The organism is Cupriavidus sp. R6-3 (assembly GCF_059772245.1).
In genome coordinates this window covers 1-3,232 of the sequence record NZ_JCBAJO010000363.1, presented here as the reverse complement: position 1 = coordinate 3,232, position 3,232 = coordinate 1, and the positions used below count along the sequence as shown (strand labels likewise).

Below are 3,232 nucleotides of genomic sequence, written 5' to 3'. Positions count from 1 at the left end.
TCAGCGGGGTCAGCCCGCGGGTGCGCAGATGCGTGCGGGCCTGCTTCGGGCTGTCGGCCTCGATCACGCCGCGGTCGGTCTTGCCGGCGGCGTCGACGGCTTCGTAGCGATAGGCTGGCATGGCTCAGGTCACGGGGCTCGGTGGCGCGGAGTCCGGCACGGAACTCGACGGCACGTGGATCGAGGGCACGGAGGTCGAAGGCACGGAGGTCGAAGGCAGGGGGGTCGAAGCCACGGGGGTCGACGGCACGGAACCCGGCACGGGGCGCGATCGCAAGCGTTCCATCCCGGCTTCAATCGCGCGTCACGCGCAGCACCTCTTCCAGCGAGGTCGCGCCGCTGTCGATCCAGCGCTGCGCATCGCCGCGCATCGTGTGCATGCCGTTGGCGAGGGCGGTCTGCTTGATTTCCGATTCGGGCGTCTGGCGATGGATCATCGTGCGGATGCGGTCGTCGACCACCAGCAGCTCGTAGACGCCCATCCGCCCCTGGTAGCCCGACTGCCCGCACTTGTCGCAGCCGACCGGGTGCCACAGCTTCTGCAGCGGCTTGCCCTCGGCCAGCAGCGTGTCCGCCTCGGCGGGCGTCACCGCGATGGTTTCCTCGCGCTTGCAGTGCGGACACAGCCGCCGTACCAGCCGCTGCGCCAGCACGCCCAGCAGCGACGACGACAGCAGGAAGGGCTCGATCCCCATATCGACCAGGCGGGTCACGGCCGAGGCGGAGTCGTTGGTGTGCAGCGTCGCCAGCACCAGGTGGCCGGTCAGCGAGGCCTGCACCGCGATCTGCGCGGTCTCCAGGTCGCGGATCTCTCCGATCATCACCACGTCCGGATCCTGCCGCAGGATCGCGCGCAGCGCCTTGGCGAAGGTCATGTCGATGCGCGCGTTGACCTGGGTCTGGCCGATGCCGTCGAGGTCGTACTCGATCGGGTCCTCGACCGTCATGATGTTGGTGGTGCGCGCATCGAGCCGCGACAGCGCCGCGTACAGCGTGGTGGTCTTGCCCGAGCCCGTCGGGCCGGTCACCAGCACGATGCCGTGCGGCTGGCGGATCAGGTCGTCGAAGGCGGTCAGCGTGCCGGGCGCCATGCCCAGCTTGGCCAGGTCGAGCCGGCCGGCCTCCTTGTCCAGCAGACGCAGCACCGCGCGCTCGCCATGGCCGGTCGGCAGCGTCGACACCCGCACGTCCACCGGCCGGCCGCCGACCCGCAGCGTGATGCGGCCATCCTGCGGCAGCCGCTTCTCGGCGATATCGAGCTGCGCCATGATCTTGATGCGCGAGATCAGCGCGCCATGCAGCGCCTTCTTTGGCCGCACCACGTCGCGCAGCGTGCCGTCGACGCGAAAGCGCACCACCGAGGCCGATTCGAACGGCTCGATGTGGATATCCGAGGCGCCTTCGCGCGCGGCCTGCGTCAGCAGCGCGTTGATCATGCGGATGATCGGCGCGTCGTCTTCCGATTCGAGCAGGTCCTCGACCGCGGGGATGTCCTGCATCAGCCGCGACAGATCGACCTCGCCCTCGACTTCGCCGACCACCTGCGCGGCGGTGCCGTCCTGGCGGTTGTAGGCGTCGGACATCGCGTGTTCCAGCGCCTGCGGATCAAGCACGCGCAGATGCAGCGGTCCGTGCACGCGCGCCAGCTCGGCCAGCGCCGCCGGCGAGGTCGAACGGCTGACCCAGACCTCGAGCCCGTCGGCGCGCTGATGCGCGACCAGCAGCTTTGCCTCGCGCGCGAAGCCGTAGGGCACCAGGCGCGCGGCGATCGGCGAGGACAGCGGCGTTTCGGCAACGGCAGCGGCAACTGCAGCGCCACCGGCACCGGCACCGGCACCGGCAAGCGTGCCCCCGACCGTGCCGGCCGGGGTATCGCCGAGGATATCGCCCGAAGTCGCGCCGGAAGTTGCGCCGGAAGCCATGCCGGAAGCCATGCCGGAAGCTGCGCCGGGAACGGAGGAGGGCAGTGTCGCCATCGTGGTTTGCCTCTGTGGTCGAGTCCGCCGCTCAGGCGCCCTCGCCCTGGTTGGGCGCGCGCGAGGTCGGGCCCGGCGGCGGCAGCGTCTGCTCGAGCGGCAGCGGACCGGGCACCGGGCCGTTGTTGCGCGGGTCGACGAACGGCGCGGTGGGCGCCTCGGCCGGCGGCAGCACCGGCGTCTGCGTGTCGCGCATCATCATGTTCGGCGAGACGAAGCCCTGCTGCTCGCCGCGGATATAGCCATAGCGGTCCTGCGTGATGCGGTCGGTCGCGCCGGAGGTGCGCATCACGTAGGGGCGCAGGAAGACCAGCAGGTTGGTCTTCGCGCGCGACTTGTTCTCGTAGCGGAACAGCCCGCCGATCCACGGCAGGTCGCCCAGGCCCGGCACCTTCTGCACGCCGTCGCCGTAGTTGTCCTCGATCAGGCCGCCCAGCACGATGATCTGCCCGTCATTGACCAGCACATTGGTCTCGATCGAACGCACATTGGTGGTCGGACCCTGGATCAGGTTGGTCGTGCCGGGCACCACCGACGACGACTCCTGGTAGATCTGCAGCTTGACCAGCCCACCGTCGGTGATCTGCGGCTTGACCCGCAGCGTGATGCCGACATCCTTGCGGTCGAACGTGTTGAACGGCGTGCCGCCGCCGACCGCGTTGTTCTGCGCGTACGAGCCGGTCGTGATCGGAATGTTCTGGCCGATCAGGATCTTGGCTTCCTCGTTCTCCAGCGTGATCAGGTTCGGCGTCGACAGCAGGTTGACGCTGCCCTGGCTGCCCAGCGCGCGCAGCAATGCGCCCAGGCCGAGCGCGCGGTTGACCACGCCCAGGTTCAGGCCGCCGATGTCGGGCACCAGTTGGGCCGCCCGTTCGATCCCCGCCGCGCCGTTCTGCGAGATGTCGTAGACCGCGCCGCTCAGGTTGATGATGTTGCTGCCGCCGGTGCCGAAATTGGTGCCGGCGAAGAAGTTGTTGTTGCCGCCCGAGGAGCTCAGGATGCCTTGCCACTGGATGCCGAGCTCGGCCGCCTGGGTCGAGGTCACCTCGACGATCATCGATTCGATGTAGACCTGCGCGCGGCGCGCGTCGAGGTCGTCGATCACCGCGCGCAGGCTGCGGTAGACCGCCTCGCTGGCGGTGATGATCAGCGAGTTGGTCGACGGATCGGCCTGGATGATGCCGCCGGTGGTCGGAATCTGGTTCGGCGCGAACGAGGCCGAGAAGGCCGAGCCGGTCCCGCCGGTGCCGCCGCCG

Annotated in this window: 3 protein-coding genes; all 3 read right to left on the bottom strand. The window is 69.5% G+C overall.

Annotation, left to right across the window (positions count from 1 at the left end; translation table 11 throughout):
• The coding region (locus AC6EI8_RS25520) for a hypothetical protein (protein ID WP_498383268.1) at positions 1-121 on the bottom strand (121 nt) is incomplete at its 3' end.
• A 172-nt stretch (positions 122-293) separates the two neighbouring features.
• Entirely contained in the window at positions 294-1,922 is a 1,629-nt protein-coding gene (gene gspE, locus AC6EI8_RS25515) for a type II secretion system ATPase GspE (RefSeq protein WP_226107720.1), read from the bottom strand.
• 85 nt (positions 1,923-2,007) lie between these two features.
• A partial coding sequence (locus AC6EI8_RS25510) for a secretin GspD/PilQ domain-containing protein (RefSeq protein WP_498383267.1) occupies positions 2,008-3,232 on the bottom strand: 1,225 nt, incomplete at its 5' end.

Coding starts and splice junctions, on each gene's coding strand:
- gspE (WP_226107720.1), bottom strand. CDS start 1,922: ATGGCTTCCGGCGCAACTTCCGGCGCGACTTCGGGCGATATCCTCGGC.